This window comes from Burkholderia anthina (assembly GCF_001547525.1).
Classification (GTDB): domain Bacteria; phylum Pseudomonadota; class Gammaproteobacteria; order Burkholderiales; family Burkholderiaceae; genus Burkholderia; species Burkholderia semiarida.
Genome location: NZ_CM003768.1, coordinates 1,025,020 through 1,049,629 on the forward strand (window position 1 = coordinate 1,025,020; position 24,610 = coordinate 1,049,629).

Here is a 24,610-nt window from a genome sequence, read left to right on the forward strand (position 1 = left end):
CGGATCAACAGCAACGGCGCTCTAACGAGCGCTTTTTTTGTGCGATTGCATCAATATTTGCAGCAATCGCGAAAGGACTGGGTTTCCGGTTGCTTTCGGTCTGCGCAAAGGATGTCGCGGGCCGTATGTGAGGCTTTTTCCTTTCTAATCATGAGCTTGCAATAAATACGAAAGCGAATGTGTCCATGCACAACATGCTTTCGTTTTCCCTCGTGAATCCCTCAAGCTGCCTCCTTCCTCGAATGCCCAATATAATGACACCCGGGTAGAACCTTGCGTACTCCCGCGGAATCCAGCACTGGCCCAGATATCAACGCTCGAACGCTGATGGGCGCGGTAGCCAACCGCCCATTGCGCGTCGGCGCGACGGCTTTCCAGACCTCTGGCATTTTCTGCCACTTCCCTTGACAAAACCCTCGCAAAATCCGTGCATTTCGCACAAGAATTTTGCAAACGTTTCGCGCGGCTTCTTTAATGTGCGCCGCCCCGAGTCCCGCCACCGTCGAGGCTTTCGGGACTTGTCCACACCCTCTCATCGTTGTGTCAAATCGAGCGCCTCCCCACAGGTATCGCCGGAGCGTGGTCGAGCGAGCACCTGACGGACGAGGGCAGCCAGTTCACCGCGAACGCATCAGCCGAGGCAAGGCAATGCGTTTTGTTGTGAATCAAATGCTGCTCGATTCTATTTTTGTGATTTTTGATGTCACAATTGTTTGAATAATTTCTTCAACTATTCCATAAAATTCGACTGTCATAAGTATCAGCTTTCGGTGCCGATGTTCGCGTTCTATGTTTGAAATGCATTGCGGGGTATGCATTCAAAAACGGCTGCGATGCGTAATCACACTTTATTGTGGATAGCGAAATGTCCGCACGAAGCACTGTTGTGAAGCTGCAAAACAACTCGGGCAGCACGTTGTTTCTGGACTCGGCATCGATCAATCTGCTGCATGGCGAATGGGTCACGTACCCGCCGGAGAAGATCCCGAATGGACAAATGGGGGAATGGGAGAGCGATTCCGACGGCTTCACGACCGGAACCGAGGGGAAGCTTCAATATCAATTTGCCGACGGTGGCGGTATCGAAAACTTGCGGATCTACTGGGACAACCCGTATTACGGCGGAAACGGATACTCGATAACCGTGAGCGCTGCCGGTTACAAAGTCGGTTACGACGGAGGCTCAGGAGACAATGCGACGGTCACTTTCTACATCAAGCAGGCTTGACTTGGTGTGATCGGCTCGCGCCCATTCCGATGGGCGCGAATGATGGCCAGGAGTCTGTATCCCAGGAGTAGGCCGACGAAGTGTAAGCGAGTCTCCAGCACCGTCTCGACGGCCTGACCAGAAATTGCCAAAGTAGTCCCCACCACTTCAAGTAGCGGGGACTACTTTGACAACAGAAGCACCAAAGAGGATTGGCCGCAAAGGCATCCCGAATCACCCGCTCGAATTCCGGCGCGAGGTGGCCAGGCTGGCATGCGAGCCCGGCGTGTCGGTCGCGCGCCTGGCAATGGAGCACGGCCTGAATGCGAATCTGGTGTTCAAATGGCGCCGTTCGTTGCGGGCCGGCGAATACGATTCGGCTGGACTGCTACCGGTGAAAGTGGAGACGCCGCTTGCCGAGACTACGCCGCTGGTGCCGGTGTCGCCGCGGACCACGATACCGACCGGCGCGATTGAGATCAACGTAGGCAACGCCCATGTCCGCATCGAAGGCGCTCCGAACGAGAGTACGTTGACGCTGGTGCTGCACATGTTGCGCGGCATGCCGGGGATGGCAGCGTGATCGGTTTGCCGAGTCGAACTCGCGTCTGGTTGGCTGCAGGCGTGACCGACATGCGCTGCGGGTTCAACACCCTGGCGGCTAAGGTCCAGACCGTGCTGGAGCGAGATCCGTTCAGCGGGCACGTGTTCGTGTTTCGTGGCCGGCGGGGCGATCTGGTCAAAGTGCTGGGGTGGAGCGGCGACGGCATGTGTCTGCTGATGAAACGCCTGGAGCGTGGGCGCTTCATCTGGCCGCGCGCCGATGGCGGCGTGGTCTGCCTGAGTCAGGCCCAGTTATCGATGCTGCTCGAAGGCATCGACTGGCGGCAGCCGGTGCGTACGACCGAGCCGAGTTCGGCGTTGTAAACCTACCGGCGCCCGCGTAAACTGCGGGCATGACCACGGCCAACGCTTATCCGGATGACATCGAAGCGCTCAAAGCCTTGTTGCTTGAGCGCGATGCGCGCATCGGTCATCTGGAAGATCTGGTCCAATCACACGAAGCCGTGGTGGCCACGGGCAAGGCCGAGATCGAGCACCTGAAGCTGTTGATCGCGAAGCTGCGCCGTATGGCATTCGGGCGCAGCTCCGAGAAACTGGATCGCCAGATCGAGCAGCTCGAACTGAAACTGGAAGATCTCGAAGCCGACGAAGGCGCTGCGCCCATCGAGATTCCCAAGGCACCGCGCACGGTACCGGAACAGATACAACGCAAGCCGCTGCCGGAGTATCTGCCGCGCGACATACGAACGTACCTGCCGGAGTCCGACGAAACCTGCAAGGCGTGCGGTGGCGCGATGACGCCGCTCGGCGAAGACGTGTCCGAGCAACTGGAGTACGTGGCGGCCAGCTTCCGCGTGATTCGCCATGTTCGACCGAAACTGGCCTGCACCTGTTGCGATCAGATCGCACAGGCGGCAGCGCCAAGCCGCCCCATCGAACGGGGTCAGGCCGGCCCGGGACTACTTGCGCATGTGCTCGTGGCGAAGTTCAACGATCACCTGCCGTTGTACCGCCAGTCGGCGATCTACGCCCGAGAAGGCGTGGAACTGGATCGCTCGTTGCTGGCGAAATGGGTGGGGCACAGTGCCAAGCTACTGCAACCGCTGGTCGATGCGCTGCGCCTGCATGTAATGGCAGCCACGAAGCTGCACGCCGACGATACGCCAGTTCCGGTGCTCGCGCCGGGCAATGGCAAGACGAAAACCTCCGCGCGGACTTACGCCGCTCGCTCGCGCCTGTGCGCCCCCGTGCGCGGGGAGGGGCCGTATCGATAGGGGGCGAAACGGAATGTCGTTTTAAAAACAGAACGACGCCGATGCTAATGAGAATTAGCACAATGGCATTGCCAATGGCAAAGGCAAGCGTGGGGTGCATGGAACCTCCTGAGCGAAGTGCGCCGATGCGGAAGTGCATCGGCGGAGCGGCCGTAGCGGGCCGTGCTCGTGGAGGTGATATGTGGGTGAATCTTTTTAGAATCGATTGCAGCGGTCGAACCAAGGGGGCGCACAAGTAGGCGACCGATGTGGTGTGACACGAGATCGTACTCTTAATCCATGTGTTGTCGGCGCTGATGGGCAGTTGGATCGGGAGATTCGGGTGCGAATTCTGTGACGCTCCCGTGGTCCACGTGATATACACGGTCTGCGACATGCAATAGCGCCTCGCGGTGCGTGACTGCGATGATTGTACGTACGCGTTGACGTATTTGTTCGAAGACTCTGATTTCACGAAGGGGATCAAGAGATGACGTGGGCTCATCAAGAACAATGATGGGTGTCCTGCGTGCAAGTGCACGACCAAGTGCAACTCGCTGCTTTTCTCCCCCAGAAAGTTCTCTGCCTTGGACGCCGAGCGTGGCATCCAGTATATTGCCCGTGCTGCTTTTGGTTAAGCTTCGCAGTTCAAGTGCGTCGACTAGGTCGAGCAACTGATCATCGCTCGGTGGTTCTTTGCAACCGAATGCGAGATTGTCCCGGAGCGTACCACTGACAATTAACGGATTCTGCGGCGCCACTGCCACGATCTTAGATATTGCGGGGGGAGACAGCGTTGAGATATCTACGCCATTCAGCCGGACATGTCCCTCGGACGGACGCAGTAGTCCTAGCATCAAATTGATGACGGTCGACTTGCCATTTCCTGACGGGCCTATTAGTACTGTCACTTCGCCGTCGTAAGCATGGAGATTGACTTTGTGAAAAATCTCGCGACCTTCTAATGTCATGGCTACATCGCAGAACTCAAAAACAGGGCTCTTCCCTGTGCTTTCTGCTATTTCCGAAAAATCTGACTCTCGTGGAAGATTGAGAATATTGAAGCCTTCACAAAGGGCGAGATGATTCCGACGTAGATCGGAGAGCGATGCAGCAAGATTGGTGAATGGTGCTGTAAGCGCAACAATATATCCGGTAACCATGACGAAATCACCGACGCTAAATTTACCCCGAGTTACTGCTGCTGCTGCGATCACGGTAAAGACCGTGAGAGCGATACCGGTGAGCAGAGCCTGTAGAGCTAGCAACAACGAGAGCCGTGCGTTACCTTGCGACACCTGAGTAACATATCTCCCTAGGATGCGATCTAATGAACGTTCTTCACGACCGTATGCGTCATTCACCTTAATGTCCGTCATGAAGCCGAGTTTTTCGATCAAGTGACTGGACAGAAGATTAGACGCACCAAATATTTCGGCGTGAGCACTTTTGGTTCTCGCGGCCAAGCTCCACGTGGCTGCGAAGAGTACAAGCATTGAAAGTACAAAGGCGAGCGCGAAGTATAGGCTTGTTAGTCGCCAAAGTACGGTCGTAGTAAATACGAGCTGAAAAATGGTCGGTGCAATGATCCAAAACAGAGTAAAAGTGAGTGCGCTGAAGGCTGCGCGACTTCGGGATATTATTGAGGCTATCGTGCCAGGGTCTAATTTTGATAATTTTGAATACTCTACGCGAATCAGGTGTGAGTAGTAAGATTTCTGAAATGCTGCGTCACATCTGGCTAGCATGGCCGCCGAAAAAGCTGTTTTTATCCATTCAGTGATTCGTGCGACTGTCCAAGAGACCCCGTACGCAGCAGCGAAAATCAAGGCTGATTGTTTGGAAAATCCATAATCTGGATGAGAGAGCGCATTGGTGCTTTCTCTCAGAAAATACGGTATCGAAGTCCCGAGCGCGGAAATTACTAGCATTCCGATCGTCGCAAAAATGAAATGAATCGGAAGGGCCTTGTAGCTGGAAATTGCGACACGGTGTGCCGAAATATAATCTCTAATTATTTCTCGCACAAACGACATTTTTCCCTCTTGAGAAATGGTGATTCACTGATGCTCGCTCGTATCTCTACTGGAAGGACTGAGCGGTACGTGCTATGCCTCTGTGTGCAGTGTGGGCCATGTTCTGCCGACTGAACATTCCCCGAACAAACGTTTCCGTCGCGTAGATACGCGTGATTTCGGCAAGACCGACAGGAAATCCATCGGCGGCACGTTTGAGTAGCTTCTCTAGACCATCTCGACGTACCATTCGTTCCGCTATACAAAATCCGTCCAGACAAACTTCTCGTACATGGTCGTAGTGCACATAAAGGCCTCGTAAGGCTGAGTGTGTTGTGTCGCCTTTGTCGGTCCGCCATAGATTTGGCAAATTCGACGAATCGAAGGCCGCTTGTCGGACGATTAGGCGGTTGTGATAACCCGTGAACAAGTCTTCTAAACGAGCGCCGAGGGCGAGTTCAACCATTGGCTGCGCGAGAAATGGCAAGATGGGGCGGCGTATGGTGGGGCGGACCTGGATCACGGTTTCGTCCAGTGTCGCCGCCAGTGCTGCCATTTGATATCTTCTTCCTGGCCGTGCCAACAATCTCCAATTGTTTAGCAAGTCGTCGTATAGACCCGCAGGCATCGCCCTCGGGCACCCATGCACGACACTCGGATCAGCGCTTTGCCCAAGCCCGCCGCGAAAGTACTGCCGCGTGTCGTGCATTAACCGTTTGAGCGCAGCCCAAATCGGTATCCGATAGTAAATCGCGAGATCCCGCAAGGCGGTGATCGCGCGTACAAATCGAAGTTTGGCCATAGCATCGACAGGTACTCCGAAGGGCGGGGGGGCCAAGAAGAGTGCATCGCCGCCGTGCCCGTTTATGAGTGTGTCGTTCCGCCCTGGAACACCAGCGTGAGCCAAATTTGCGGTCTGAGCGAGGAAGCATAGTTGTGTCGACGGCCGCGCAGTCAATGGCACTTCGTGGACCGGTGCGAATGGTAGTTGGCTTAGTAGTGGGTAAGTTTCATGTCGCAGCCGACATTTTTCTGCGACGGCGCGAGCAACCGACACTTCGTTTGATGAAGCCCGATCAGGATCGAAATGGGTTACAGCCGTAATTTGCTCGGACAGTCCTGCGCGGTGTGCGGCGATCGCCAGGGCAGTCGACTCTAAACCACCCGACAATTCGAGAACTGCGGGTCGGTCGGGCTCTATAAGCGAGTGTAGGACTGTCGACAATATCGCAATCGGATTACGATCGACTGATCGTTTCCGCCATACATTGGGAGCCCACATCCGGGACAGTGAAATATTTCCCTGTTGATAGGTAAGGAACATTCCCGGAGGCAAAAGCGAGACATTCTCGATTCCCGTCTCGTCTGCATTGCCATATCCATGTGCGAGGTAACAGTGAAGGTACGAATTATTCGGCTTCGCGTGACCTTGTTCGATGGGAGGAAGGTCGTTTACGTCTGAAGCGATATGAAGATCGCCAGATCGATCGAGTGAATAATAAATTGGAAATTGACCGCAAGAATCGCAAAGAACAATAAATGTCGAATTTATCCGGTCAAATATAATTGCAGCAAAAGGCCCCCAGAATTGAGCTGCCGCCTCACTGATATCTCGCAGAAATGCCGCGACGAAATCGCCTTGCGGCGCTGCCTTGCCGCTGTCGCGAGACAATACGCGACCTGCGATACACCAGAGCGCAATGCTGTTCTCGCCGAATATAAGAGGGGGATTGATGGTTTGGGAAGATAGTTTGAACCTTGCGAGATAGCGAGAGGCGGTCCGCCAAAATTTTTCCCGAGCGAGGCCATTAGAATTACATTGACTGGAATGGTTGAAGAGTGTTGCATTAACCATTTTTAGGAAACTCGTAGATTACCGCGAGTTGCGTACGGCGATCGGGGTGATCGCCCACGACAAATCCATTGGATTCGACCCATGCGTGTGCAAAGAAAGGGCGGCTTTGAACTCCAATGACGAGATTAAAATCGAATCCATAGCGATACCCGACAATAATGAGAGTCACGGCCCATTCCAAGCATTTTGTTTTTCGGGTATATGCCATGCAAGCCAGGTTGACCGACGCGATAAGATCTTCTTTGCTCACATTTGTTTGGAGGGGCTTGATTTTAGTTCGCTCGTTATTGATTGCTTCTATAAGACCTAACATTCGCTTTTCTCTTGAGATGCGATGAACCTGGTGGAGTGTGGTGAGCAATTTGATCCAGTCAAAGGCTGGTATGCCTAATCGCAACTGGCCTGGTGTGAGTTTCCAACAGTTAAATGGAACGCCAGTGTGTTTAGGAGTTGGGTGGCTGCGCCGGTGGTCTTTTAGGTTATATTTCGAAACTGTTGCTAGTTTTTTGGATTGTGTCGGCGATAGTACGGTGTAGCGATCTGATGTGAGATCGAGCGCGATTATCTGATCGTCGAACCACGTTATGTGAGCTTGATTGTCTCGTGCGTGCATGGTCATTCCGCCCCGTTTTTTTGACGGGGCGGTCATAAAGCTATCGATCTCGTCGATTATTCCATATAGACCCACGAAATTCCTTCGAGGATCGCGCCACCGGCGGCGCCCATCGTGCTGTCGGTCGCATTCACCGACTCAGCGTCAGTAATTTCCAGGATGTCGGTCAGATTGATTTCGAAACTCATCGGAATCTCCTTGATGTGCAGCGGAATTGCTGCCTCGTAAGGCTAGTAATTAAGAGTTTAAAAATCAACATACTTAAATGAAACGGAATGTAAAAAAGAGGGCCGTTAGCAATGTCGATAATTGTTTATTCGAATGAAATTATCAATTTTTGTTCCACTGGGTAGTCTGGTGCGAGTCAGGTGGCGGCGGAGAACTCCTTCCTGCTGGTTGAAATCATGCTTAGTCACATACGCGCGGGATGGCGGTCGGGTGGCGCAGTCAGGCTACCCCGATGCAGATGACGGCAAAACGAGGGCGGTGTCCGGCGCAAATAAAAAGCAGTCGAGATCATTCGACGTTTGCCAGTCGGATTTGGGGAAGAACAGGATTTATCTAGATCGACGGGCCACACGTCACCAATTCGAATGGCCCGTGCCTGTGAGGGCGCATCTCGAACGACGACGCATGTCGAGACGGGGTCCGTCCAACTGAATCGCGTGCAGCGCGTGACCGGGATAGGGCGCATGAGCTCGCCATCCGTCGTCGAGCGGACAGCGAACCGGAGGCGTGATGAGCGTCGGCATTGGTGCGCCAGGCGGTTAGAGAGAGGGGGCATCCCACTGAATGTCTGGCGTGAAACGAAGAAGCTTCCCGCGATACCCAATGAGAGCCTACGTGACGGCCGCACGGGCCGTGCTAGTGGAGCTGATATAGATTTGAAAGAAACTAGATCCTCGATGCGAGAAAGCGCATGTCGGAGATCGTAAGAAATCGATTGATGCGTCCGTTGGGCGTCGAGGCAGCGAATTGGCCAATCGAATTTGCAGTATCGTACTAGCGGCATGGACCGTCGCTTGCGGTGTGCTGACCCTGAACCAGAATTAGTCCCGGTCGGAAGTGGAGATTTCCGGCTTGTGACCCTGAACCAGAATTAGTCCCGGTCGGAAGTGGAGATTTCCGGCTTGTGACCCTGAACCAGAATTAGTCCCGGTCGGAAGTGGAGATTTCCGGCTTGGTTGAGTTGTCAGGCGAGGCGGATTCCCTTGCCTGACGGGCGAATTCGGCGGGCGTCATCCACTGCAATGCAGAGTGGGGGCGCACCTCGTTATAGTACGTGCGCCAGTCGTCGATTTTGCTCTGCGCGTCGGCCAATGACAAGAACCAATGTGCGTTCAGACATTCCTGCCGGAAACGCCCGTTGAAGCTTTCGACCTTGGCATTGTCAGTGGGCGTGCCCGGCCGACTGAAATCCAATTCAACGCCATGTTCGTAGGCCCAGCGATCCATTGCCTTCGAGATGAACTCGCTGCCATTGTCGACCTTGATCGTGGCGGGGTGCCCACGTGTTGCAGTAATACGCATCAGCGCTTTGACCACATGCTCTCCCTTCAGACTTTGTCCGACCTCGATGGCCAAACATTCCCGTGTGTAGTTGTCGACGACGGTCAGAGTCCGAAGGCGTCGCCCATCGAACAGGGCATCTGCAACGAAATCCATGCTCCAGATTTCGTTGATCGCGGTCACGATGTGCTTGGGCTGTCGCAGCCGAGCCGATTTGTTACGTCGTGGTCGCTTATGCCGCAGTGACAGGCCCTCCGCACGATACAGCCTGTAGACGCGCTTGCAATTATCTCGCCAGCCTTCCCGTCGCAGGACCACATGAACGCGTCGATACCCGTAGTGCACGCGCGTGGCGGTGATTTCCTTGATACGCATGAGCAGCGCCGACGAATCGCGCGCAACCGACTGATACCGATACAGCGAACGAGACATGCCAAACAACGCGCATGTCTTCGTCAAGCTGGTTCGATAGCGATCACGCAACTCATCGATCAACATGCGCCGACGGGAAGGCTTCAGAGCTTTTTTGCGAGTACGTCCTGCAGCATGGCCTTGTCCAGGCTCAGGTCTGCTACGAGCCGCTTCAACTTCGCGTTTTCCTCTTCGAGCTGGCGCAAGCGGCGCAACTCAGAAGGTCCCAGACCTCCGAATTTCTTCTTCCAGTTGTAGAAAGTCGCCTCGCTTATTCCGAGCTTGCGGCAGATCTCTTCGACCTTCGTCCCCAACTCGGCTTGCTTCAGTGCAAATGCGATCTGCTCTTCCGTAAACTTGCTTGTCTTCATGGCATGGCCTTCGTGTCCGCTTGGACACATCATGCCGAATTTCTCTACTTTTGAACCGGACTATTTCTTGGGTCAGGGTCACAAGTGCTGTGCCACCTTCCAGACACCGGTACAGATTCGGGAAACAATCATTCTTGAAAGGAAGCGCAGTGGCTGCGTTCTTCCGGCTTCAACTCATCTGAAAATCCCCATGAGAATGCGCGATGCGCCCCCTTCGTTGCCGTGGTCCCAAAGTTACTTGGCTGAGGTACCGCTATTGGGCCGGCTTGGTCGCCGGTATCCGGGCAACCTGCTCGATCCGGTTCTTAACCTACGGTAGGACAACTTGCTCATCCTGGTGGGCGACGCCTGCCGCCCGCTTGACAGAAATTGAGTACGTGAGCCCAGGCCCGTCATTGCTGGCCGTCTCCGCGCGCGTCTTTAGGCGCCTAAGAAATCACCGACCCGCCGGGCCGGGTGGTGTGTCCTTTCGATAGACGGCAAACATGGCGAGCGGAGGCGTGTGCGGTTGGAAGGCCTCGAGCCGCACCGGCAGCGTCTGCGCGAACGCGGCACCACGCCCTTGCTTGCCAAAATCGGCTCGCCTCATGGCAGTGGCCTCGGTCAACACGTAGAGGCGCGGCTCCCCGGTGAACGTGGGAGCGCTCCATCGGATTAAAGCTGCGCTGCTTCCTCGCTGACCGCCGTCGACTGGAAATGCCGCAGACGCCAGTCGTCGCCGCACAGGCGCCACGTTTCGCTCACATAGCTGTACGTGCACAGCTCGCGCGGCGGCTCCGTTTGCAACCGCGCGTGCATGCGCTGAAACAGACTGACGCACGCCATGTCGCCGCCATGCGCGAAGTGCGCGATACGGGTGTGGATGTCCAGCACGTGCAGCTTTCGTGTGAAGAAGGCGATCAGCTCGGCTTTGCCCTGTACGAGACCCGTCGAGTGCACGTAAACCAGATCGTCGTCCAGCAGGTCGGCGAGGCCGGCGAGGTCACCGGCGGCAAGCCGCCGGATGCGCTCGCCGTGCCGCTCGAGTACGGCATGCGGGGGGAGCGCCACCGGCTTCACGCGGCCTCCACGGTGAGCGCGGGCACGTCGCGCTTCCAGGCGGCCATGAGACCGTCGACGAGCATCGGCGCGTCGCCGCTGCCGAATACATAGAAGTCCGGCCGGACGAGCACGGCGCTCGTGCCCAGTTGCTCGAACCACCGTGTGTAAGTTCCGTCGACGTCGCGCGCCGCGCACGATCCGCCGATGCCGATCACCGTTGCGCCGATGCCGACGAGAAAGCGGCACTGCTCGGCGGTGAGTGAATCCGATGGATCGTGCCCGCGCCCGATCAACATGAAGCCCGCGCCGATGAGGTCGTCGAGCCGGCCGGTCCGGTCGCCAAGCTGTACGCGTCCCTGCACGCCGAGCCATCCAGCGCTCGGGTCGTCGTCGCGCACGAGCGGCGAACGGCCCAGGCGCGGGGCGGGCCATTTCTGCTCGCCGCGGCCGGTGTCATTGCGCAGTTGCTGGTCGCGTTCTTCCGCTTTTGCGGGATCGAGTACGCAGATGATCTTGCCGAGCATCACGGCGAACTCGATGAGCGCGGTGGCATGCGCCTGCCGTTCCGGCCCATAGCTGTCGAGCAGCCTCTCTTCGGCCTCGCCGCGTAACACGGCGTCGAGCCGCCACGCGAGTGCAATCACGTCGCGCAGCCCCGCACAGAGACCTTGCGCGGCGAATGGCGGCGTAAGGTGGGCGGCGTCGCCGGCAATCATCAACCGCCCGCGCCGCCACCGGTCGGCCACGGCGGCGCGGAACGTATAGACCGCATGGCGCTCCAGGATTGCGTTGGCAGGCGTCCATCCCCACCGTTCCAGCCGGGCCCAGGCGGCCTGCGGGTTGTTCTGCTCGTCCTTGTGTTCGCCCTCGAGCATCATGAATTCGAAGCGGCGGCGCCCGGGGCCGCCGGGTACCATCGTCGTCGGGCATTGCGGGTCGCATACCTGGATGACGTCCGCGCCCCAGTGCGAAGGGTCGCGTGGCTGCACGTCCACCACGAGCCAGTCCGCAACGAAGCCCAGGTCCACCAGCGAGGCGCCCATTGCGTTCCGCACGAAGCTGCCGGCGCCATCGCATCCCACCACGTAGCGTGCAGCGATCGGGCGGAGCGCCCCCTCGATCGCGCCGGTAGGCCGGGTTTGAAGCACGACCTTGTCGGGATGCTCGGCGGCGCCCACCACGGTGAGATTGCGATGCACGGTGACGCGATCCGAGTAAGCGCCGCTGATGCGCTCGTCGAGAAGGCGTTCGAGCGCGGGCTGGCTGAATCCGAATTGCCTCGGCCAGCCGGACTCCGCTGTTTCGTCGAGTCCAGGGAACGCGGCCAGCAGTTCGCCTTTGCCGTTGCGCCATTCGTAGACGTGGCTCAGGCACGTGTGAGGTTCGAATTCATCGACGATGCCGAGCGACTGCAGGATGCGCATCGCCTCGTGATCGAGGCCGACGGCTCGCGGCAGGCCGTACAGCTGCGGCCAGCGTTCGATCACCACCACGCGGTGCCCGGCCAGCGCGAGCTTCAAGGCGAGCGCTTGGCCAACCGGGCCGTAGCCGACGATCGCCACGTCAGCGACGTTGTCCGGCGCGCCGTCGTCAATGTGCTGCGATACGAATGTCACTTCGTGTCTCCAATGGAAGGTCGTGAATCGGGTGAGGGCGTTGTCTCGTGGTGGTCGCTGCTTCAGAGCAGCGTGTTGGCCGGATGCTCGTCGGCGTGTGCCGACTGGCCGGGCTCGCGCACGCCGAACGCCACGATGGCGGTGCCCACGGCGGTTGCGACGAGCGCGATGACGGGAATCACCGCGATGCCCATGGCGTGAGCCAGCGCGCCTGCGGCGGCGGGCGCGAGTGCACCGCCCGCAATTTCACCGACGCCCACCACGAGACCGGTGGCCGATGCGGCGAGGCGGGCGGGAACCGCGGCGCTGGTAAGCGGCCCCACCGTGATCGCGATCGCACCCGAGTTCATGAACGTGATGACGAACAAGGCCGCGAACAGCTTGACCGGCTCGGCGCCGATCGTGCGCAGCACCCAGAGCGCCACGAGCTGGGCGAGCAGTGCCGCGATCAGCATCGGCTTGCGCCCGAGCCGGTCGGACAGCGCGGGAATGATCACCATGCCGACCAGGCTCCCCACGCCTTGGCCCGTCAGCACCATGCCCATCTGGTCCAGATTCAGCCGGAGGTAGTCGGTGAGGTAATTGGGCATGAACGCGGAAAGCGTAATCACGCACGTGAGATAGCAAAGCATGGCTGCCGTATTCACGCGCACGGCACCGTGCAGGGCGAGCGCCCGCCACTCGTGCGCGTCGTGGCGCGGCGTTCCGGCGACACGGGCCGGGTCGCGCAACACTTTCGCCATCACGGCGGCCAGCAGCAGGCCGGGCACCGCGACCGCGGCGAACACGAAATGCCAGCTGGGCAGCACCTTGAGCAGCCCGACGGCCACGATAGGCCCCAGGCCCAGACCCACCAACGGCTGAGCCATCTGTTGCAGGCCGATGTTGAGCCCGACGCGCGAGGGCTTCGAAGCGTTCACGGTCGCCACGATGCTGGCTGGTACGTAGGCGCCTTCGGCGAGGCCCATGACCGAGCGGATCACGAGCAGGCTGCCGAGACCTGTCGCAAAGCCGGTCGTCGCCACCAGCAGCGAAAAGATGGCCATCGCGGCGATCAACACCCGGCGCGGACCCACGCGGTCCGCAAGGCGTCCGCTGACGATCGACGCCACGCCCCACGTCAGCGCCAGCGAGGCCGAAATCAGGCCGAGATCCTGGTAGCCGAGCCCGAGTTCCTTCTGCATCACGGGGAACAGCGGATTGATGATGAAGCGGTCGAGCCCGACCATGCCGAGGCCGAGCGCCAGCAGGCTGACGGCCTTGAACTCGGATGCCCGGTCGCGGACCGGCGGGGTGTGAGGTCGCATTGTGTTGTCTCCTTTTGTTCGTGAGCGGTTTGCTACGGCAAAGTCCACCCCTGCCACGTCGTACGCAGCATCTGCATCGTGATCTGGAAACGGTGCGGGCAGCGCCCGCCGCGTCAGCGGGGCGGGCTCATGCGCGCCCCGTCATGTTTCATCGCGACCGCGCGGTTTGCGGCCAGGGCCTCGTGTGGACGGGCGCGAGGTTGCGTCGTCGTTGAACACGGCCTTCAGGATGATGCCGGTGGTCTCCCAGAAGTGCCCCGCAAGCAACTGAACCGCGAGATCGGCGTCGCGCGCCATGGCGGCTTCCATCAACTCGCGATGTTCCTTCGCCGCGTCGCGGTTCTTCTCCGACGTGTACTGCTCGGCCAGGTTGCGATAGCGCTCCGACTGGTCGTACAGCAGCCGGCACAGCCGCAGCATCCACGGCGATGCGCATCCCGCGACGAGCGCCTCATGGAACTGCCGGTGCACGGCCGCCCACGGCTCGTGCAACTCGGGGGAGCTGGGCGCGGGTGTGCGTTGCAGCCGATGAAAGGCCGACAGCACGTTGGACTCCCAGTCGATGTCGCCGTGCTTGAGCGCAAGCCGCAACGCGCTGCCTTCCACTTCCACACGCGTTTGCGTGAGGTCCGTCAGGTCTTCACGCGAAACCGGGGTGACGCAGAAGCCGCGCTGGTCTTCCGAATCGACGAGACCGTCGGTCACGAGGCGCGACAGCGCTTCGCGGATGGCCGTGGCGCCGATGCCATACCGCTCGCTGAGGGCCTGGATGCGCAGCCGTTCCGCAGGGCGCAACTGCCCGGCAAGGATGTCGCCGCGCAGGCGTTCCACCGCGAGCGACGTCAGGCTCTTCGCGCCTGGAGAGATGAGGGTCGTGTCCATTCGAGCAAGCATTCGTACATGGGGGAGCTTGCTGCGATTCTCGCTTCCGCCATCCACGTTCGTCAAGATTATGGAATTCCCTATGTTTTATCGATTTTTTAGAGGTTAATCTGTTATCGTTAAATTTGTGGATTTATCAGGACGCGACGCCATGCTCGCCTGCGACGACTCGCATAACGACTGGCACAACACAAGGAGACGCTTTTGTGATGACAGTGCAAGACATCGCCTTCGTGCGGTATCAGGTCACCGACCTCGACCGCATGGAAACCTTTCTGCTGGACTTCGGCCTGCATCGCGCGGCCCGCAGCGAGCACGCGTTGTACATGCGGGCTGCGGACACCGCGCACCACGTGCATGTAAGCGAACTCGGTCCCGACAATTCCACCGTGGGGTTCGGCCTTCACGCGGCCGGCGACGCGGATCTCGAGCGGCTCGCCGCGCATCTCGGCGTTCAGGTGGAGGACAACCCGGAGCCGGGCGGCGGGCGGCGTGTGCGCTTTCGCGACCCGGACGGCTTCCTCGTGGACGTCGTGCATGGCGCGGCGCGGCACGCGCCGTTGCCGCTGCGCGAGCCGGTCGCCATGAACTGCGGCGACGCGCGCCGGCGTCTGGGCAAGACCGTGCGCCTCGAGCCCGGCCCCAGCGGCGTGCTGCGGCTGGGCCACGTTGCGCTCCAGGTGCGCGACTTCCCCGCCATGCTGGCCTTCTATCGCGACGTATTGGGCTTTCGTGTATCGGACACGTATTGGGCCGGCAGCGAGCAGAACACCATCGCCGCCTTCTTGCACTGCGGGCTGGGCGAACAATGGACCGACCACCACACGGTTGCGCTGATCTCGGCACAGGACGGCCGCCCGCGTTTCGATCACGCGGCGTTCGAAGTGCTGGACCTGGACGACGTCGTGCTGGGCGGGGAGCACTTGAAGTCGTGCGGCTACGAGCACGCGTGGGGCGTCGGACGCCACGTGCAGGGCAGCCAGATCTTCGACTACTGGCGCGACCCGTTCGGCAACAAGATCGAGCACTGGACCGACGGCGATCGGGTTAACGACGACACGCCGGCCGGGCACGCACCCATGTCGGCCGACGAACTCCGCCAATGGGCGCCGCCGCTCACGCCCGAATTCTTCGCCTGAACCGATTCCATTTTTTGCGCAGGAGCGCTCTGTATGAAACTTGCCCGCTATACCTATGACGGTACGACCACCGTCGGCGCCGTGGATGGCAATCGCGTTGTTGCGTTGAAGGCGCTCGATCCTTCGGCGCCCGCTTCGATCCGCGAGGTGCTGGCCGCCGGTCCCGCGTTGCTGAGCCGCCTCGAACAGACGCTTCGCGACGTGAAAGACGGCGTGCCGCTCGAGCACGTGAAGCTCGAAGCGCCCATTCCTGATGCGCAGAAGTACCTCGCGATCGGCATGAACTATCAGGACCACGCCGACGAAGCGGCGCGCGCCGGCATTACCGCACCGCCCCATCAATTGTGGTTCAACAAGCAGGTGAGCTGCATCACGGGGCCGTTCGATCCGATCGTCAAGCCGCGCGTGTCGGACAAGATGGACTACGAGGCCGAAATGGGCGTGGTGATCGGCAAGCGCTGCCGCTACGTCAGCGTGGAGGACGCGCCGTCCGTGGTGGGCGGCTACTTCGTCTCGAACGACGTGACTGCGCGCGACTGGCAGTTCAAGAGCCCGACGTTTACGCTCGGCAAGTCGTTCGACACGCATGGGCCTATCGGCCCGTGGATCACCACGGCCAACGACATTGCCGATCCGCACGCGCTGCAAATGAAGCTGTGGGTGAACGGCGAGCTGCGCCAGAGCGCGAGCACGGGCGGAATGATTTACAGCATCTGGGAGCAGATCCACGAGCTTTCGCAGGTGATGACGCTCGAGCCGGGCGACCTGATCGCCACGGGCACCTGCGCGAACGTCGGTATTGCGCTCGGCAAATTCCTCCAGCCGGGTGACGTGGTGAAGGTGGAGATCGAGGGCCTTGGCCATATCGAGAACACCGTCACGGCCGAACCCGCGTGAGCACGGCGCCCGGCATCGTTCGCAGTAGGCAGGAGGTCCATCCGTACGGCTGGCGAACTCAACCTGCTCGTCGGTGGAAAGGGCGTGCCGGCCGCGGCCGGCGCGACCCTCGAGCGACGCGATCCGTTCCTGGCTCCGTCCGCGGCCACGCGGGCGTACACGAATTGGCGGACCCGCGCCGGCTTACGGTGCAGACCACGCCGCGCCGCTCCCCGATCTGAATCCTTCAACCCAAACAGGAACACTGAATCATGACCGTCGAATTCAAACCAGGCGTGCGCTACCGCATGCCTGCCGTGTTCGGACCCGCGCCGGGTCCGCGTCAAAAGGCCGATGGCACGCTGTGGACGCCCGAGGAAGCGGGCACCATGAACGCCACGTGGATGACCGTCAAATACCGCACTCGCCGCGAGCAACTGGAGCGCATCCTGCCGCCCGGCTTTGAACTGCGAGGCGAGCCCGAAGTCCACGCGTCGCTCGCATTCTTCAGCGACCTGTACTGGCTGGCGGGCCGAGGGTACGGCATCGCCATGATCGAGATCCCCACGACCTATCACGGCCGAACGGAGACCATCGATGGCGCGTTCTGCCCGGTGCTTTGGGAAGGTGTTCCCGACGCGATCATGACGGGGCGCGAGGAACTCGGGTTCCCGAAGCTGTTCGCGGACATCCCGGCGCTCGACATCGACCATTCGCGCGGCACGGCCGGTGGGTCGGCATCGTGGTTCGACTTCAAGTTCTTCGAGATCGCGCTCGACGGGCTGGTTGAAGTGCACGAAGAACCCAAGCTGCCGGGCCCGGGCGGAGCGTCGCTCTTCTACAAGTACATGCCGCGCACGGGCCGCTTCGGCAGCGGCGGCTGTGACGTGGCCTACGCGACCACCTCGCAGCCCGAGGCCAGTGTGGCGGATGACACGTCGCCGATCAAGTTCGACGGTGCGCGCTTCAGGAAGTGGAAAGCCTCGGGCGGTTCGGTGAAGTGGCATCGCGCGACGTTCGAGCAGTTGCCGACGACGTTCCACGTCGTCAACGGTGTGTCGGACCTCGACATCCTCGAATACCTGGGCGCCGAAATGGTGCAGTTTTCCGCCCCGGGCCAGGCGGTGTCCGCCAACGTCATTCGCCCGGTGGAACCCGCGCTGTAAGGCAAGCCAGATCGATGCCGCGGCGGGCTCGGAGCAACGGCCCGCCGCCGTATGCAACACCGCAGTATCCATAACTCATTCATTACAACAACAGCCGGCACGTGCCGGCATGTTTGGAGACACGCATGATAATTTGCATAACGAAGTGTATTGCGAGGGCCGGGTGGCGGCTATGGGTGGCGGCATGTCTGGCGAGCACGGCTCCGGCATTCGCGCAGACAGCGCAGGGGCGCGTGCCCGCGATTTCGGAGCCGCAGGGCATCAATCTCGGCTCCACCAGCTTCTTCGACGGATATTCGGGCCCGGCCGGCTGGTCGTATCTCGGCCAAGTGCGCTACACGACGGCGGATTCGATCAAGAACGCGGACGGCAGCACGAACAGCGCATTTCGTCATCCCCGTGTCGATTCGTTTACATGGGTCAATCACCTGGCCTACGCATCTCCGTGGCAACTGGCGGGCGGGACGTTGGGTTTCAACGTGATCGTGCCGCTCACATGGCTGCATGGCAGTTTCGATCGGCCCGGGGCGAGTTTGTCGGGCGGCGGAACGGCATTGGGAGATGTGACGTTCGGACCGCAACTTCAGTACGCGCCCATTCTGGGCGCTTCGGGACAGCCTCTGTTCGTGCAGCGTTTCGAGTTCGATGTCATTGCGCCGACGGGGCAGTACAAGCACCATGCGGATCTGAATCAGAGTTCCGGTTACTTTTCCCTGAATCCGTACTGGGCGGCCTCGCTGTTTCCGCTTCCGAAGATCGAGATCAGCTGGCGGCTGCATTACCTGTACAACTTCAAGAATCACGATCCGGCGGCGAGCTATCCCCTCGCATTCGAGGGTCGGCCCGTGAGCGACACGCAAGCCGGCCAGGCCGCCTGGATCAACTTCACCACCTCGTATGCGCTCACTCCGCAATTGCACGTGGGCGTGAATGGCTATTACTTCCGCCAGCTTGCGGACAACCGCATCAACGGCACGCCGGTGGCCGGCCGTGAACAGGTGCTCGGCATCGGCCCCGGACTCTTCTGGCAGATCACTCGAACGCGCGCGCTGTGGCTCAACGCATACACGGAAACCGCGGTGCGAAACCGCACGCGCAACAGCCTCGTTCTTCAGGCGCAGCTCGCCACGTCGTTTTGATAACGGAGTGATCGCTGCGCCACCGCGCTCGTCTCCCGCCAGCCGCCGCCCAGCACCTTGTACGGCGTGATCAGGTTGGACTGCTTGGCGAGCATGTCCGTGACCCGTTGCCGTTGTGCGGCGTAGAGCGTGCGCTGCGCGTCGAGCAGGGTCAGGAAGCGGTCGGTGCCGCCGCGGTAGCGTGCCTGCGCGAGGTCGTAATACTGCTCGCTGATCGCTGCGATTTTCTTGATCAGCGGCATCGGCAAGCTGGCTGCCCCCGGCGCAACGATGGCCTATATCGCCTCGCTGGTGCTTCCGGCACCGGCGCTCGGAACGATCGGCGCGCTCGTGCTGGAACTAGCAGGCGCCGCGGCCACGTGCGCGGAAAAGTCGTCCTCGATGCGACCGCATAGAACACGGCCTACGTACCGAAGCGAACCGCCGGCGAAAGGGTGAAGGACTCGCGCATGTCGCGAGCCTCCTCGATCGGCGTTCTTCCGAACAGGCGCTTGAACTCCCGGCTGAACTGCGACGTGCTTTCGTAGCCGACGCGCCCTGCCGCAGCCGCAGCGGTGACGCCGTCGCGAATCATCATCAGGCGAGCCTGGTGAAGGCGTGTGGACTTGATGTACTGAATCGGCGACGTCCGCGTCACCGCGCGGAAGTTGGCGTGGAATGCCGGCACGCTCATGCCGGCTTCTTCGGCAAGGCGGGTCACGTTGAGCGGGGAAGCATAGTCGGCGTGAATGCGCTTGAGCGCTTTCGCCACGCGACCGAACCGACCGTGGTGCCCAAGTGCGGCACGCAGCGCGCCTCCTTGCGCACCCGACAGAACGCGGTAACAGATCTCCCGAACGAGGCTGGGTCCAAGAATCTGCGCATCCATCGGTACCGTCAATGCCTCGAGTAGACGCACGGTTGCATCGGCGAGCCGGTCGTCGAGCGGTGTGGACACGATGCCGTTTGGTGCGGCGTTCGGTAGACGTCCCAACTCACCGATCTGCGTGATCAAGTCGCTGAGCTCCAGGAGGTCGAGCCGGATGGACACCGCGAGCATCGGTTCCGCGCGCGATGCGTGCGTTTCGGTCGAGAAGGGCAGCGGTACGGAGAGTACGAGGTAGTGCTGCGCGTCGTAGATATAGACGTCGTTGCCAAGGAAGCCCAGTTTACGGCCTTGGCAAACAATCACGATGCTCGGCTCGTACAGCACTGGCGTGCGCCCGAGCGGTCGATCGGAACGCATCAGCCGCACGCTGTCCAGCGCCGACTGTGTATATCCCTCGCTCGGTGCCAGCCTCTCGATGAGGCGGACCATCTCGATGGACGCGGGAGAGCGAATCTTCGACACGTCAGTCTCCTGTTGCTCGCTATACGCGCCATTCTAACGTCGCGCCGGAAGCGCCGCCAGGTCGATCGATAGAAATAGGCAATAACTGAATCGATACGTGTATTCGCGCGACGGCACCCCGTTCCTATCATTCCATCACCGGCCGACGATCCATATCGCTTCATCCGATGCAGCAACGAACGGCGGTCGTTCGACGGATGAAAGCGAAAAGCGAAGGCCAGTTCATAGCCAACGATAGGAGTATGCAACATGGTACACATCTCCAACGAGTCGAAAATCATCCTGATTACCGGCGCGAGCAGCGGCATTGGCGAAGGCGCGGCGCGTTTGCTCGCCGCACGGGGGCACCGCGTCGTGATCGGTGCTCGCCGTACCGACAGGCTCGCTCAGCTCGCGGAATCCATCGAAGCGTCGGGCGGCGTCGTTCGCTACCGCGAACTCGACGTGACCTCGGCCGACGACGTGGCGGGGTTCGCCCGCTTCGCGCTCGACGCGTTCGGCCGCATCGACGTGCTGATCAACAATGCGGGCGTGATGCCGCTTTCGCCGCTCAACGCGCTGAAAGTCGACGAATGGAATCGGATGATCGACGTGAACATCCGTGGAGTCCTGCACGGCATCGCCGCCGTGCTGCCGACGATGGAAGCGCAAGGGCATGGCCAGATTGTCAATATCTCGTCGATCGGCGGCCTTTCCGTTTCCCCGACTGCCGCCGTTTACTGCGCGACGAAGTTCGCCGTGCGCGCCATCTCGGATGGCCTGCGCCAGGAAACCGACAAGATCCGCGTGACTGTGATTTGCCCGGGCGTCGTGGAGTCCGAGCTGGCCGACTCGATCTCGGACGGCACCGCACGCACGGCCATGCAGACGTTCCGTCGCATCGCGATCACGCCCGACGCCATCGCACGTGCGATCGCTTACGCGGTCGAGCAGCCAATTGACGTCGACGTCAGCGAGATCGTTGTCCGGCCGACGGCCAGCCCGTTCTGATCGGACCGGCACGCCACACGCAACGCATACGCATCCACATCCAGGAGAACACCATGACATCAAACAGCACTGCAAACGGCGCCTTCGCAGGCAAGGTGGCCATTGTTACAGGCGCAGCCAGCGGCATTGGCCTCGCCACGACCGAACTGCTCCATGCCGAGGGCGCAAACGTGATTGCCGTCGGCCGCGGAAGCAACGTGGAAGCGCTGGCTCGTCCCGGCATCGTACCGCTCGTCGCCGACGTGTCGCGCGAAGAGAGCGCCGTGCGCGCGGTGGCAACGGCGATGGACCGGTTCGGCAAGCTCGACGTGCTGGTCAACAACGCAGCGATCATCATCAACAAGCCGCTGATCGACATGTCGCTCGAAGACTGGAACGGGATTCAGGCCGTCAATGCGACGGGCGCGTTTCTGTTCTCGCGCGAGGCCATGCGGGCAATGGTGCCGGCAAAGAGCGGGGCCATCGTAAATGTGGGCTCCTACGCGTGCTATCAGGCGTTCCCACTGATCTCCGCGTATGCGGCATCGAAAGGGGCGCTCGCGCAGTTGACGCGTTCGCTGTCGCTCGAGGCGATCGAGCACGGCATCCGCGTCAATGCGGTCGGCTCCGGCGACGTCATTACCAACATTACCAATCATATTCATGCGGACGGGCAGGCGTTCCTTGCGGAGCACGGAAAGAAGGCACCGATCCGTCGCGCCGCGCAGCCGAAGGAAATTGCCGAGGTGATCGCGTTCCTCGCTTCGGAGAAGGCGAGTTTTATCGTCGGCGCCGTCGTCATGGCCGACGGCGGCATGAGCGTCGCACTGCCCTGAAGCAGCAATCCATCCCGCACCCTACTTGCAAATGAAGGAGGTTCATCATGAAATCGGTCTCTCGCACATGGTTTGTCACCGGAGCATCGAAAGGGCTCGGCCGGAAGCTTGTCACGCACTTGCTCGAGCAAGGCCACCGGGTCGCCGCCACCTCGCGCGCCGCGGCATCGCTGACTGATGCTTTCGGTCAGGCGTCCGACCGCTTTTTACCGCTGGAGGTCGCTCTGACGAACGATCACAGCGTCCAGCAGGCGATCGACAAGACCGTGCAACAGTTCGGCGCTCTCGACGTCGTCGTCAACAATGCAGGATATGCGCAGCAAGGGACGGTCGAGGCACTGTCCGACGAAGAGCTGCGGAGGAATTTCGACGTCAATTTCTTCGCGCCGATGACCGTCATGCGTCATGCATTGCCGCATCTTCGTCGGCAGCGAAGTGGGCACATCATCAACATCTCGTCCATCGTCGGCTACCACGGCGGATATGCGGGATGGGGAAGCTACGTCGCAAGCAAATTCGCGCTGTCGGGCGTGACTGAATCCCTGGCTGCGGAAGTTGCCGAACTGGGTATCCGCGCGACAGTCGTCTACCCTGGGCCGGTGCGCACTGATTTCCTGTCGAGCGATGCGCTCGCAGTTGCAAAACGGCAGATCGACGACTATTCGGAAGCAAAGGCCTCGCTGGACTTGCATCTCGACACCCTGCACGGCCATCAGGCCGGGGACCCCGACAAACTGGCGCTCATGATCATTCAAGCCGCAAGCGTCGAATCGGCGCCGCTGCACTTGTTCGCCGGCAAGATCGCGAACGAACTCGCCTTGGTCAAGGCCAGCGGGGTCGCAAAGGATCTCGATGCGTGGAAGGGTTCGTCCGAAGCCACCGATTTCGCAGAGTGACCCGAGCGTGAGAGCGTCCCGGCTTGGCCGGGACGCTCTTTGCGGTAGGGAACGACAAGGCCACGACGTTCACGATGCTCGCAACGAGCGAGATGATCGCCGCGCCGTGCCCTGGCGCATCGATTTCCGCAACAAATCGCCGCACTGGCGACCGGATCGAAATTCCGGAAGGCGATCCCGCCCGATCGCGTCTGCCCGCATTCCGTCGCCACAGCGAAACGATTCTCGACAAACGGCGTCGATCCGCTCCTCCGGCTTGCAGTCGCAAGGGATGCCACCTATATATATGACTAATTGACTCGTACCACGGCAGCGGTGGGGCATGCGGCGGGGCGCACCATCGAATCAGAACAACCGGTGCCGAACGGGAGCCCAACATGGACGAGGGTGTGTCAGTCGCACGGATGTGTTCCGGCATCTGGTTCTCGAACGTACTGCACGCGCTCGCGCGTCCCGGCGGCCGGCGCGTGCTGGTGCTGTTCGCGTGCTGCACCGCACTGAGCGGCCAGGGCGCCGGCTTTGCAGCGGAACCCGGCGTGACCGACGACACGATCCGCCTGGGCATGGTCAACGCGCAATCGGGCAATTCCGCCGGCCTCGGGCGCGGGCTGTTGATCGGTGCGCAAGCCGTATTCGACGACGTGAACGCTCGCGGCGGCGTGCACGGGCGGAAAATCGACCTCGTCGTCACCGACGACCGCTACGAACCCGACCGGACGGTCGACAACACGCTGGAAATGATCGAGCGGGGCAACGTCCTCGCGCTGTTCGGCTACGTCGGCACGCCGACAACCACCGCGGTGCTGCCGATGATCCGGGACGCCGGCATCCCGCTCGTCGGTACGTTCAGCGGCGCGATGGCGCTGCGCAGGCCGGTGATTCCGGAGGTCTTCAACATTCGGGCGAGCTATGACGACGAAACGCGCGCGCTGGTCGACCATTTGATCGCGCACGACCGCGCAAAGCGTTTCGCGGTGTTCTACCAGGACGACGGCTTCGGGCTCGCGGTGCTGGCCGGCACGCAACTGGCCCTGCGTCGCCATGGCCTCGACGTCGTCGCCACCGGCACGTTTCGCCGCGGCACGACGGCGGTCGACACGGGGCTCGCTGCCGTACTCGACGCGCGGCCCGACGTCGTCGTCATGGTCGGCCCGTATACGCCGGTCGCCGCATTCATTCGCGCGGCGCACCGCGAAGGCTTCGCGGCCCGTCTCGCGGCGGTGTCGTTCGTCGGCACCGACGACCTGTTGCGCCTGATCGGCGACGAAGCGAACGGCACGGTGATCTCGCAGGTCGTGCCGCTGCCGCAGAGCGAGCGCCCCGTGATCCGGGACTGTGCACGGCTGATCGCGCGGCGCTTTCCGGACGAGCACATCGGCGTGGTGCACATCGAGGGTTGTCTCGACGCGAAGGTCGCGCTGATCGGGCTGGAACGCGCGGGGCCGGCACCCACCCGGGCGACGCTGAAGCAGGCGCTCGAGTCGATCCGGCATCTCGATCTCGGCGGTCTGGTGGCCAATCTGAGCACCGACGATCACCAGGCGCTGAACGACGTGTTCCTCACCGAAATCGCGAACGGCCGCGTCACGCCGCTCGTCGTGCCGGCGCAATGAGC

Annotated in this window: 22 protein-coding genes and 3 pseudogenes; 14 read left to right on the plus strand and 11 right to left on the minus strand. The window is 60.7% G+C overall.

The genetic code is table 11. From position 1 onward, the window contains the following. Window positions 1-865: 865 nt before the first annotated feature. The 4 genes and pseudogenes from WS64_RS04795 to tnpC all read left to right on the plus strand — a co-directional run. The gene (locus WS64_RS04795) at window positions 866-1,228 is read left to right on the plus strand and encodes an aegerolysin family protein (RefSeq protein ID WP_060965848.1); all 363 of its coding nucleotides are present in this window, start codon (window positions 866-868) and stop codon (window positions 1,226-1,228) included. A gap of 166 nt (window positions 1,229-1,394) precedes the next feature. Continuing rightward, on the plus strand, window positions 1,395-1,790 hold the full coding sequence (gene tnpA / locus WS64_RS04800; protein ID WP_060965849.1) for an IS66-like element accessory protein TnpA: 396 nt from the start codon (window positions 1,395-1,397) through the stop codon (window positions 1,788-1,790). A gap of 50 nt (window positions 1,791-1,840) precedes the next feature. Continuing rightward, window positions 1,841-2,134: an IS66 family insertion sequence element accessory protein TnpB gene (tnpB, locus tag WS64_RS04805; protein WP_347876631.1), complete on the plus strand. Its 294-nt coding sequence runs from the start codon at window positions 1,841-1,843 to the stop codon at window positions 2,132-2,134. Between the two features lie 29 nt (window positions 2,135-2,163). Further along, window positions 2,164-2,976, plus strand: a pseudogene (tnpC, locus tag WS64_RS04810) (IS66 family transposase); the annotation flags it as partial. Between the two features lie 341 nt (window positions 2,977-3,317). Here the strand turns inward: tnpC and WS64_RS04815 are convergent. From WS64_RS04815 to WS64_RS04820, 5 genes are all read right to left on the minus strand, one after another. After that, window positions 3,318-5,060 carry an ATP-binding cassette domain-containing protein gene (locus WS64_RS04815; RefSeq protein WP_060965851.1) on the minus strand — a complete coding sequence of 581 codons (1,743 nt, stop codon included), beginning with the start codon at window positions 5,058-5,060 and terminating at the stop codon, window positions 3,318-3,320. A 46-nt stretch (window positions 5,061-5,106) separates the two neighbouring features. Then, entirely contained in the window at window positions 5,107-6,894 is a 1,788-nt protein-coding gene (locus WS64_RS34185) for an asparagine synthase-related protein (protein ID WP_155720389.1), read from the minus strand. Continuing rightward, on the minus strand, window positions 6,887-7,543 hold the full coding sequence (locus WS64_RS32360) for a lasso peptide biosynthesis B2 protein (RefSeq protein WP_081103775.1): 657 nt from the start codon (window positions 7,541-7,543) through the stop codon (window positions 6,887-6,889). Before WS64_RS32360 ends, WS64_RS34185 begins: the two co-directional genes overlap by 8 nt. Before the next feature lie 20 nt (window positions 7,544-7,563). Further along, window positions 7,564-7,695 (minus strand): hypothetical protein, encoded by a 132-nt coding sequence (locus WS64_RS35470; protein ID WP_256975452.1) that lies wholly within the window; start codon window positions 7,693-7,695, stop codon window positions 7,564-7,566. A 961-nt stretch (window positions 7,696-8,656) separates the two neighbouring features. Beyond that, window positions 8,657-9,798, minus strand: a protein-coding gene (locus WS64_RS04820; RefSeq protein WP_155720390.1) for an IS3 family transposase whose coding sequence is annotated in 2 segments (ribosomal slippage) — window positions 8,657-9,546 and window positions 9,546-9,798 — 1,143 coding nt in all. Because the reading frame shifts where the segments join, the coding sequence is not laid out codon by codon here. Window positions 9,799-10,318: 520 nt separating this feature from the next. Between WS64_RS04820 and WS64_RS34190 the strand changes: the two are divergent. After that, a pseudogene (locus WS64_RS34190) lies at window positions 10,319-10,444 on the plus strand (IS5/IS1182 family transposase); the annotation flags it as partial. Between the two features lie 8 nt (window positions 10,445-10,452). Here the strand turns inward: WS64_RS34190 and WS64_RS04830 are convergent. The 4 genes from WS64_RS04830 to WS64_RS04845 form a co-directional block, all read right to left on the minus strand. Further along, window positions 10,453-10,857 carry a nuclear transport factor 2 family protein gene (locus WS64_RS04830; protein ID WP_060965852.1) on the minus strand — a complete coding sequence of 135 codons (405 nt, stop codon included), beginning with the start codon at window positions 10,855-10,857 and terminating at the stop codon, window positions 10,453-10,455. After that, window positions 10,854-12,455 carry a bifunctional 3-(3-hydroxy-phenyl)propionate/3-hydroxycinnamic acid hydroxylase MhpA gene (locus WS64_RS04835; RefSeq protein ID WP_060965853.1) on the minus strand — a complete coding sequence of 534 codons (1,602 nt, stop codon included), beginning with the start codon at window positions 12,453-12,455 and terminating at the stop codon, window positions 10,854-10,856. Before WS64_RS04835 ends, WS64_RS04830 begins: the two co-directional genes overlap by 4 nt. Window positions 12,456-12,517: 62 nt before the next feature. Beyond that, window positions 12,518-13,762, minus strand: a complete 1,245-nt coding sequence (locus tag WS64_RS04840; RefSeq protein ID WP_060965854.1) for an MFS transporter — start codon at window positions 13,760-13,762, stop codon at window positions 12,518-12,520. A 141-nt stretch (window positions 13,763-13,903) separates the two neighbouring features. Next, window positions 13,904-14,644: a GntR family transcriptional regulator gene (locus WS64_RS04845; protein WP_060965855.1), complete on the minus strand. Its 741-nt coding sequence runs from the start codon at window positions 14,642-14,644 to the stop codon at window positions 13,904-13,906. Between the two features lie 209 nt (window positions 14,645-14,853). Here WS64_RS04845 and WS64_RS04850 point away from each other — a divergent pair, with 209 nt between their 5' ends. The 4 genes from WS64_RS04850 to WS64_RS04865 all read left to right on the plus strand — a co-directional run bounded on the left by WS64_RS04850 (window position 14,854) and on the right by WS64_RS04865 (window position 18,964). Next, window positions 14,854-15,783, plus strand: a complete 930-nt coding sequence (locus WS64_RS04850; RefSeq protein WP_060965856.1) for a VOC family protein — start codon at window positions 14,854-14,856, stop codon at window positions 15,781-15,783. Window positions 15,784-15,816: 33 nt separating this feature from the next. Further along, entirely contained in the window at window positions 15,817-16,680 is an 864-nt protein-coding gene (locus tag WS64_RS04855; RefSeq protein WP_060965857.1) for a fumarylacetoacetate hydrolase family protein, read from the plus strand. Between the two features lie 251 nt (window positions 16,681-16,931). Further along, window positions 16,932-17,825, plus strand: coding sequence for an acetoacetate decarboxylase family protein (locus WS64_RS04860; RefSeq protein WP_060965858.1), 894 nt, complete (start codon window positions 16,932-16,934; stop codon window positions 17,823-17,825). 233 nt (window positions 17,826-18,058) lie between these two features. Then, entirely contained in the window at window positions 18,059-18,964 is a 906-nt protein-coding gene (locus tag WS64_RS04865) for a SphA family protein (protein WP_244166567.1), read from the plus strand. On the opposite strand, the pseudogene WS64_RS04870 reads toward WS64_RS04865, so the two are convergent. Then, window positions 18,937-19,176, minus strand: a pseudogene (locus tag WS64_RS04870) (hypothetical protein); the annotation flags it as partial. The gene WS64_RS04865 and the pseudogene WS64_RS04870 overlap by 28 nt on opposite strands. A gap of 58 nt (window positions 19,177-19,234) precedes the next feature. Here WS64_RS04870 and WS64_RS35575 point away from each other — a divergent pair. After that, window positions 19,235-19,402, plus strand: coding sequence for a hypothetical protein (locus WS64_RS35575; RefSeq protein WP_347876632.1), 168 nt, complete (start codon window positions 19,235-19,237; stop codon window positions 19,400-19,402). Here WS64_RS35575 and WS64_RS04875 read toward each other — a convergent pair. After that, window positions 19,368-20,261, minus strand: a complete 894-nt coding sequence (locus WS64_RS04875) for an AraC family transcriptional regulator (RefSeq protein WP_060965861.1) — start codon at window positions 20,259-20,261, stop codon at window positions 19,368-19,370. The genes WS64_RS35575 and WS64_RS04875 overlap by 35 nt on opposite strands. A gap of 282 nt (window positions 20,262-20,543) precedes the next feature. Here WS64_RS04875 and WS64_RS04880 point away from each other — a divergent pair, with 282 nt between their 5' ends. The 4 genes from WS64_RS04880 to WS64_RS04895 all read left to right on the plus strand — a co-directional run bounded on the left by WS64_RS04880 (window position 20,544) and on the right by WS64_RS04895 (window position 24,608). Beyond that, window positions 20,544-21,284, plus strand: coding sequence for an SDR family oxidoreductase (locus WS64_RS04880; protein WP_208606845.1), 741 nt, complete (start codon window positions 20,544-20,546; stop codon window positions 21,282-21,284). A gap of 53 nt (window positions 21,285-21,337) precedes the next feature. Next, window positions 21,338-22,099 carry an SDR family NAD(P)-dependent oxidoreductase gene (locus WS64_RS04885; RefSeq protein ID WP_059640977.1) on the plus strand — a complete coding sequence of 254 codons (762 nt, stop codon included), beginning with the start codon at window positions 21,338-21,340 and terminating at the stop codon, window positions 22,097-22,099. Window positions 22,100-22,146: 47 nt separating this feature from the next. Then, the gene (locus tag WS64_RS04890) at window positions 22,147-22,995 is read left to right on the plus strand and encodes an SDR family oxidoreductase (RefSeq protein WP_060965862.1); all 849 of its coding nucleotides are present in this window, start codon (window positions 22,147-22,149) and stop codon (window positions 22,993-22,995) included. Between the two features lie 377 nt (window positions 22,996-23,372). Next, window positions 23,373-24,608: an ABC transporter substrate-binding protein gene (locus tag WS64_RS04895; RefSeq protein ID WP_060965863.1), complete on the plus strand. Its 1,236-nt coding sequence runs from the start codon at window positions 23,373-23,375 to the stop codon at window positions 24,606-24,608. The last annotated feature ends 2 nt before the right edge of the window (window positions 24,609-24,610 follow it).

Coding starts and splice junctions, on each gene's coding strand:
- WS64_RS04815 (WP_060965851.1), bottom strand. CDS start 5,060: ATGTCGTTTGTGCGAGAAATAATTAGAGATTATATTTCGGCACACCGT.
- WS64_RS04890 (WP_060965862.1), top strand. CDS start 22,147: ATGAAATCGGTCTCTCGCACATGGTTTGTCACCGGAGCATCGAAAGGG.
- WS64_RS04875 (WP_060965861.1), bottom strand. CDS start 20,261: ATGGTCCGCCTCATCGAGAGGCTGGCACCGAGCGAGGGATATACACAG.
- tnpB (WP_347876631.1), top strand. CDS start 1,841: ATGCGCTGCGGGTTCAACACCCTGGCGGCTAAGGTCCAGACCGTGCTG.
- WS64_RS34185 (WP_155720389.1), bottom strand. CDS start 6,894: ATGGTTAATGCAACACTCTTCAACCATTCCAGTCAATGTAATTCTAAT.
- WS64_RS04845 (WP_060965855.1), bottom strand. CDS start 14,644: ATGGACACGACCCTCATCTCTCCAGGCGCGAAGAGCCTGACGTCGCTC.
- WS64_RS32360 (WP_081103775.1), bottom strand. CDS start 7,543: ATGACCGCCCCGTCAAAAAAACGGGGCGGAATGACCATGCACGCACGA.
- WS64_RS04880 (WP_208606845.1), top strand. CDS start 20,544: ATGGTACACATCTCCAACGAGTCGAAAATCATCCTGATTACCGGCGCG.
- WS64_RS04840 (WP_060965854.1), bottom strand. CDS start 13,762: ATGCGACCTCACACCCCGCCGGTCCGCGACCGGGCATCCGAGTTCAAG.
- WS64_RS35470 (WP_256975452.1), bottom strand. CDS start 7,695: ATGAGTTTCGAAATCAATCTGACCGACATCCTGGAAATTACTGACGCT.
- WS64_RS04885 (WP_059640977.1), top strand. CDS start 21,338: ATGACATCAAACAGCACTGCAAACGGCGCCTTCGCAGGCAAGGTGGCC.
- WS64_RS35575 (WP_347876632.1), top strand. CDS start 19,235: ATGGCCTATATCGCCTCGCTGGTGCTTCCGGCACCGGCGCTCGGAACG.
- WS64_RS04855 (WP_060965857.1), top strand. CDS start 15,817: ATGAAACTTGCCCGCTATACCTATGACGGTACGACCACCGTCGGCGCC.
- WS64_RS04895 (WP_060965863.1), top strand. CDS start 23,373: ATGGACGAGGGTGTGTCAGTCGCACGGATGTGTTCCGGCATCTGGTTC.
- WS64_RS04860 (WP_060965858.1), top strand. CDS start 16,932: ATGACCGTCGAATTCAAACCAGGCGTGCGCTACCGCATGCCTGCCGTG.
- WS64_RS04850 (WP_060965856.1), top strand. CDS start 14,854: ATGACAGTGCAAGACATCGCCTTCGTGCGGTATCAGGTCACCGACCTC.
- WS64_RS04795 (WP_060965848.1), top strand. CDS start 866: ATGTCCGCACGAAGCACTGTTGTGAAGCTGCAAAACAACTCGGGCAGC.